This is a genomic window from Novosphingobium aerophilum, assembly GCF_014230305.1.
Taxonomy (GTDB): Bacteria; Pseudomonadota; Alphaproteobacteria; order Sphingomonadales; family Sphingomonadaceae; genus Novosphingobium; species Novosphingobium aerophilum.
In genome coordinates, this window is the sequence record NZ_JACLAU010000013.1 from 25,202 (window position 1) to 32,671 (window position 7,470).

The window sequence follows — 7,470 nt, forward strand, 5'->3', positions numbered from 1 at the left end:
TGTCCAGTTGGGTTGGCCTCATTTACCGGCCGTTATCCACGATCATCGTTAGCAGGATGTTAAGAACATCTACCTAGACCCGTTTTACGGCACGTTTCCCATGAGAGTGCCATTAAGCATCCCGAACGCCGGGGGTAATGGATGGTACGCATGCAATCGGCCGAGCCTGGACAGCAAAGTCTGCTCGGTCACCTCATCGACAAGGCGCGCTCGCGAACGGGCGCAGCACGATCGGACGAGAGCGTCCAGGTCGCGCTGAACCCGTTGCCGATGCTCGACGCCCTCGTGCTGCTCAGCAGCGCGCGGGGAATCGAGACGTCGGTCGGGCAGCTGTCGGTGGCGCTGCCTGCCCATGAGGGCAACCTGTCCCCCCGTTTCGCTCCGCTCGCGCTGTCGCGCGTAGGGCTGGAAGCCCAGTGGCGGCCTCTTGGCCGCAAGGCGCCCCAGCAGGTCGATCTGCCGCTGCTGGCGCCGCTGGCAGACGGCGGGGCCGTGCTGATCACCCGCGTCGCAGCCGACGGCGAAGTGATGCTGCGGGATGCCGCGGGGGAACGGATCGTCGACTACGCGGTGCTCCGCCGGCTCCTCACCGGAGAAGGGCTGCACACCGGTCCGCTTGATCCGGTCAATGGCGCCACGCAGAGCCAGCAACGCGATCTGGTCCGGCGCAATCCCAAGCTGTGGCTGCTCGCCGCCTATTTCGGCGAGCGCAAGATCATGGGGCGGATGCTGCTGGCGGCCGCGCTGCTCAACCTCTGCGCCCTGTCGATCCCGCTGTACATGCGCGCGATCTACGACCGCGTGATTCCCAACCTGGCGATCGAGAGCCTCTGGGCCCTGTCGGCCGGGGTGATCGTCGTGCTGGTGTTCGAACTGCTGCTCAAGAAGCTGAAGAATGCCTTCGTCGACGGGGTCGGGCTCCAGGTGGGCCAGGCGGTGCAGCACCGCGCGGTCCATTCGGTGCTTCGCGCCCGCGAACAGTCGAGCAGCCAGAGCTTCGGCGCGATGCTGACGGCACTGCGCGACGTGGAAAGCCTGGCGCTGATCATTCCCCAGGCGATCTCGACCCTGCTGGTCGATCTGCCGTTCACGATCCTGTTCTTCTGCCTGATCGGCGCGATCGGCGGCTATACCGTGATCGGGCCGGTGGTCGGCGCGATAGCGCTGCTCGGGTTCGGCGCTGTCGCCAATTTCGCGTTGCGGCTCGCCAGCCGGCGCACCAGCAAGCTGGTTCAGGCCCGCAGCGATCTGATTGGCGAGATGACCGAGGGCTGGAGCACGATCAAGGCCAACGGCGCCGAAGGGCTGTTCGAAGGCCGCTGGGACGTGATTTCCGACCATCTGGCGGTGAACAACCGCCAGTTGCGGCACTGGAACGAACTGCCGGCCTCGATCTCGGGGCTGATCATGCAACTGGTGACCGTCATGGTCGTCGTGATCAGCGTGTTCCAGATCAAGTCGGGCACGATGACCACGGGTGCCCTGATCGCGGTGGTCATGCTGACCAGCCGGGCCATGGTGCCGATCGCGGCCACCGTCGCGATCATCGCGCGGCTTTATCAGAGCGGGCCGCAGTTCAGTTCGCTGTCCTCGATCCTGCAGACCGAGCCCGAGGTCGATCAGACCGATCCGGCGATCAGTCAGGGGCGCATCCGCGGAGATATCCGGGCCGGCCGGTTGAACTACACCTTCAAGGGCGCCTCCGAGCCGAGCCTGCGCGACATTTCGTTCCAGATCGAGCCGGGCGAGAAGATCGCCCTGATCGGCAAGTCGGGCTCGGGCAAGTCCACCCTGCTGCGGGCCATTGCCGGGCTCCTGCCCGACAAGGAAGGCCTGCTGACCGTCGACGGGCACGCGATCGAGCGCTTCGCGGTGCCGCACCTGCGCGAGAACATCGTGTTCAGTGCCCAGGACGCCACGATTTTCGACGGATCGCTGTGGCATAACATTCTGCTCGGCATGCCCGAGCCGTCCGAGGACGTGGTGGATCGTGCGATCCGCTGTTCCGGGCTCGACGCGTTTGTTGCGCGGACGGTCGAAGGCTACATGCGCAAGGCCGGCCCCCGCGGCGCCGCGCTGTCGGGTGGGCAGCGCCAGTCGCTGCTGCTGGCGCGCGCGCTGATCCGCGATCCGGCCGTTCTGCTGCTCGACGAGCCGACGGCCTCGCTGGACGTGTCCAGCGAACTGCATGTTATCAATGGCCTGCGCGAGGCAGCGCGCGATCGCACCCTGATCGTCGCGACCCATCGCCTGGCCCTGCTCGAACTGGTGGACCGCGTGATTTGGCTCGACGAGGGCCGGATCATCGCGGACCGGCCCAAGGCCGAGGTCCTGGCCAAGCTGGCCGGGCAGGCCGGCGGCGCCCAGCCGAACCCGTCGCCCAATCCCCGAGCCGCCGCATGACCGGTCCGCTCGCACCCAACAACCCGCATCGGCCCGCGATGGGCCTGCGCAACGCAGGAGAAGCTCGTGGCAGGGGCTAGCGCCGATGGCGAAGTCAATCACTGGCCGGCGTTCGTCGACGTGCTCACCACCGTGATCATGGTGGTGACCTTCCTGCTCGTTATCATGAGCGCGGCGGTGATGCAGCTGTCGCAACGCGTCATCCAGAACTTCAAGAACCAGATGGTCGCCGAACAGAAGCTCAAGGAGCAGGGCGCGACCGGTGGGAAGATCGCCGCGGGCGGCTCCGAAGGTCAGCAGAGCAACAAGCTGAACTCCCCCGCCGATGCGGAATCCGGGACGTCGGTGTCCGAGCTGGGATCGATCCTGCGTTCGGAAACGGCGGTCAACGGCCAGGATCGCCTGACGATCCGGACCCGCGACACCAAGGACACGCTGGCGCTGCAGATCAAGGCGATCGAGCGGCCCGACGACAGCAAGGGGGTGGAGATCAAGACCGCCGACACCCTGCTGAAGATCGGCTTCGCGCCGACCGCGGTCAGCTACGACGACGACAATTCGACCAAGGTGGTCAGCTTCCTGAGGGGCAAGATCCAGCCCGGCACGAAGTATGAAATCTGGGCCTTCACGCCGCAAACGCGATCGGTCACCGAAGCGCAGCGGCTGGGCTTCTATCGCGCGGCCATGACGCGCAACCTGCTGATCAAGGCCGGAATTGCGCCGAACGACATCCTCACCCAGGTCCGCGTGACCGATCCCAAGGCGGCTGACGGGCATATGGTCCGCGTCGTGATCAAACCCTGACCGCACTGGAGCCCTGACGGGAAAAGGCCATGGAAAAGAAGATCAAGACAGAGCTCTTCAAGATGACCGGCATCATGGTGATGCTGCTGGGTCTGGGGATCTATGCGCACGAATTCGTGATCGCGGGCATCATGGCCAAGATGGCTCTGAACCTGTCGATCTTCGCGCTGTTCGGGATCGCTGCGGCCATCTCGTTCCACCACGTGCTGTCGCTGCGCAACGACCTGGTCGCGCTGCACGCCCTGCAGGTGGACTATGGGTCGAAGTCCAGGCGCCCGAAGGACCCCTTCGCCAAGCCGGCGATCGTGTTCTCCGAGCCGCAGTTGCTGGGGCAGGGCTATCGCCTGATCACCGAAGAGCTGGGCAAGCAGGACGATCTGCAGATCTCGAACGGGACCGTCCAGACCCTGCTGCACGACGTCGACACGCGCATCAACGATCGCAAGTCGACCACGCTCTACTTCTCGGGCCTGATGGTGTTCCTGGGCCTGCTCGGTGCGTTCATGGGTCTGATGAAGACCGTCCACTCGGTGTCCGACCTGATCGGCGCGATGGACGTGTCGGGCAAGGGCGGGACCGACAGCTTCGGCAAGATGATCGAGGGCATGAAGGCCCCGCTGAACGGTATGTCGGTGGGCTTCAGCTCGTCGCTGTTCGGCCTCATGACCTCGATGGTGCTCGGCGCGCTCGAGCGTTGCTCGACCTCGGCGATGAAGGCGCTGCGCAACGAATTCGAACACTGGCTGTCCAACATGGCCGCGCTGGAGAGCGCGCAGACCGAAGCGTCGGGATCGGGCCGGTCGTCGACCGCCGAGTTCACCGCCGTGCGCAAGGTGCTGGAGGCCGGCGCCGCCGAGCTGGGCGGGATTCGCGATGTGATCGCGGGCACCACCCGCGGCGTGGCCGATACCCGCGCGGATCTGGATCGCCTGACCGGCGCCGTGGCGGGCCTGACCCAGGCGGTCCACCGCCTGTCCGACCCCACCCCGATGCTGAAACCCATCACCGCCGCGGTCGAAGACCTGGCCCGGAACCAGATGGACATGCTCGCGCAATTCCGCCGCCTCTATGCCGAGGCCGAGGCGGATCGTGCCCATATTCGCAGCACGCTCAACGCCTTGGGCTCGATTGTCGAGCGTTCGTCGCTGCTCGATGGGGCGGAACTGCACCGCCAGCTCGATCGCATGATCGTGCTGCAGGGCGAACTGGCCGAAGCCGCTCCGGCTGCGGTCGAGGCGCTGCAGACCGCGCCGCTCCAGATCACGGCCGCACCGCCGCGCAAGGGCCTGTTCGGCCTGTTTGCCGGGCAGGGCGGGGAAGGTCCGAGCGCCGGCAAGGCGTTGCGCGAAGCCAAGGCCCTGCGGCGCGAGGTGCGCGATTCCCTGGCGGCCAATCGCCGGGTGATGCGCCAGGTCGGTGCCGGGCTCGAGCAGCGGCTCGAACGGCTGGAAGCCAACAGCATCGAAGAGCAGGACCTGGTGGCGCGGCTGGAATCCCGGGCGCGCGACCAGCAGGCCGCGCTCGAGACTCTGGCGGCGACGCTGGAAGGCGATGGGCAGCCTCCGGTCATCGATGGCGCGCGTCCCTACACCGGCGCCCGTGCGGCGATGCAGAGCCTGCGTCAGCGCCTTGGGGCCGCATTCGATCGCCGCGAGGCGCCGCGTGATCGGCAGGAGGAGGAAGCCGAGCTTCCCGCCCGCCGCTATGGCACCACCGACAAGGGAGACCTGTGATGCGCCTTTCCCCGTTCGGCCTGTTCCGCCGCAAGAAGGCCTTTTCCCGGGCCGCCGTGCGCCACGCCTGCCAGATCGATTGCGAACTGCTGCTGACCGACAGCATGGTCAGCTACGACGGCCGTCTGATCGACATCTCCGTCGGCGGCGCGATGTTCCGGCCGCGGCTGGTCTATCTGATGAACCGCCGCAACGAACCGGTGGAGCTGCGCCTTGGCACCTTCGTCATCGCTGGCGAGATCATGGGCACGATGAGCGCAGGCTTCGGCATCCGCTTCGACCAGGAGATGGACGAGCAGAATCTGCTCGCCCTGCTGGCGCGCTTCACCGATCCGGTGCAGCGCGCGGCCTGATCTGCCGGGGCTGATGGCCCCGCAGACCATCCCGATCCGCCAAACCCCGATCCGCTTTAACCCTCACAAGGCGCGTGGCTCCAACGAGCCGCGCGCCCGTTAGCGGTTTGCTAACCATTTTTCCTTACCTCTGAACCTGAGTTCAGGGCGACCGGGTGGGTGTCGTGACCGGAACCGGGCCGAACAGGCCTCGGACAACCGGATACGGAAAACTACCTGTAGCGACCTTGGCCCGCATCTTAATGCCGGTGGGCCAAGTCGGAAGCCGCCTGTTAACCACGTTCGGGAGGCCACATTGAACCGTTTCCACAGCGCCATGCGGACAAGCCTGGCCGTTATCGCCTTCGGGGCGATGGCCGGCGCTGCTCCGCTGCTCGCCGAGCGGCTCCGCCTCGAGTATGCGCTAACGGCCACTCTCCCCGAACCTGCCATCCGTGCGGTGATCAAGGGCGCCATGATGGGGCCCTTGCCCGACGGGTCCACGCTGGCTGCGCTGACCGGTCCGGAATCGGCCAGCAGCGCCTTTGCCCAGGAGATCGAGGTTCCGGCGGTTCCCGTCCCCATCCTGACCCAGGCCGAAGCGGCTGCCGGGGCGGCTGAGGAACTTCCCGCCGTCGCTGCGGCCACGACCGCTGTCACCGACACGGCGCTGGCCGCCGCTCCGGCCGAGCCGAAGCCGGTGGCCGCGGCCGCAGCGCCCGCTCCGGCGAACGCTGCCCCCGCCATGGCCACCCCGGCCGCTCCGGCGCCTGCCGCCAGTGGCGATCCCGCACCGACGCCCGCGCCGACCGCCATTCCGGCCCTGGCCGAAGCCTTGGCCGAGGTCGACCGCCAGGCCAGCGTCGAGCCGCCCGCCGGCGCAACGGAATCGCTGCGCGACGCGATTGTCGCCGCGCTGAAGGACAACCCGGACATCCAGATCGCGCTCGCCCGCCAGGACGATGCGCGATACGGCGTTGACGAGGCCCGCGCCGGATATCTGCCGCACCTCGATCTGCAGGCCGGCTGGGGACGCGAGACCGTGCGCCAGGGTTCAGGCGCCCGCACCCAGGCCTTCCGCACCGAAGGCAGCCTGACGCTGAGCCAGAACGTCTGGGACTTCGGCGTCACGATCAACGACATCAAGCGGGCCCGCGCCACCTATCGGTCGGCCCAGTGGGCCACGCGTGAGCAGATCGAGGGCATCTCCTACGACATCACCAATGCCTATCTGGGCGTTCTGGCCCAACAGCAGCTCCTGGCCCTGACCGAGCAGGAAATCGCCGCGACCAAGAAGATCCTCCGCATCGTGACGGTGCAGAAGGACCTGGGCCTGACGACCCCGGCCGATGTCGGCCGGGCCCAGACCCGGCTGGAAAACGTCCAGTCGCTGCTGCTGGATCGCAGGAGCCAGCTCGAACAGGCGCGCAACGCCTACAAGCGGCTGACCAACCACCTGCCGGCCCGCGTGGTCGATCTGCCGCCCGGCGCCGGGACCTTGCCGGAAAGCGCGGATGCTGCGGTCGGCATGATGGACACGCACAGCCCGCGTCTGGCCCAGGCCGTCCAGGACCGTCGCTCGCTCGACAAGCAGTACGACAGCCAGACCGGCGCCCTGTTCTTCCCGCGCATCGGTGTGATGGTCCAGGGCAACTACAAGTACGACGTGATGGGCCTGACCGGCCGCGCCGACGATGCGCGGGCCATGGTCACCATGTCGTACAAGCTGTTCAACGGCGGCGCCGACCGCGCCGTGCGCCGTCGCATTGGCGCCCGCCTGCGCGAGGCCGATTACGAACTCGACCGCCGCCGCCGCGAGGTCGAGCAGGATATCCGCATCGACTATGAATCCCTGCGCGCCGCGCGGGAGAAGATCGCGACGATCGATGCGGAAATCGAATCCGCCACGCGGGTTGCCGATCTTTACCGCCAGCAGTTCCGCGAGGGCCGCCGCACCGTGTTCGACCTTCTGGATTCCCAGCAGGTGCTGTTCGCGGCCCAGGCCAACCGCATCAACAACGGCGTCGCCCTGCGGGCCGCCGAGTACCGCGTCCTCCAGAAGCTCGGTGGGCTGTTCGATCTTGTCAGCGGAGGGGAAGCCCTTCCGCCGCTCGTCGTCCCGGCTCCCGGGGGGGATGACTAATTCCGCGTAATGCCGCGTCCCGAAATCTCGCCAGTCGGCGATTGACGGACCGTTA

Annotated in this window: 5 protein-coding genes; all 5 read left to right on the forward strand. The window is 67.1% G+C overall.

Translation table 11 applies throughout. The features are described from left to right. The first annotated feature begins 141 nt into the window (after positions 1 to 141). On the forward strand, positions 142 to 2,403 hold the full coding sequence (locus H7F49_RS09890; RefSeq protein ID WP_214647750.1) for an ATP-binding cassette domain-containing protein: 2,262 nt from the start codon (positions 142 to 144) through the stop codon (positions 2,401 to 2,403). A 66-nt stretch (positions 2,404 to 2,469) separates the two neighbouring features. Continuing rightward, on the forward strand, positions 2,470 to 3,207 hold the full coding sequence (locus tag H7F49_RS09895; RefSeq protein ID WP_185683435.1) for a hypothetical protein: 738 nt from the start codon (positions 2,470 to 2,472) through the stop codon (positions 3,205 to 3,207). Between the two features lie 29 nt (positions 3,208 to 3,236). Next, the gene (locus H7F49_RS09900; protein WP_185683436.1) at positions 3,237 to 4,940 is read left to right on the forward strand and encodes a hypothetical protein; all 1,704 of its coding nucleotides are present in this window, start codon (positions 3,237 to 3,239) and stop codon (positions 4,938 to 4,940) included. Further along, positions 4,940 to 5,293 carry a PilZ domain-containing protein gene (locus tag H7F49_RS09905; protein ID WP_185683437.1) on the forward strand — a complete coding sequence of 118 codons (354 nt, stop codon included), beginning with the start codon at positions 4,940 to 4,942 and terminating at the stop codon, positions 5,291 to 5,293. The genes H7F49_RS09900 and H7F49_RS09905 overlap by 1 nt, the downstream gene beginning before the upstream one ends. Before the next feature lie 295 nt (positions 5,294 to 5,588). Further along, on the forward strand, positions 5,589 to 7,415 hold the full coding sequence (locus H7F49_RS09910; RefSeq protein ID WP_185683438.1) for a TolC family protein: 1,827 nt from the start codon (positions 5,589 to 5,591) through the stop codon (positions 7,413 to 7,415). Positions 7,416 to 7,470 lie beyond the last annotated feature (55 nt).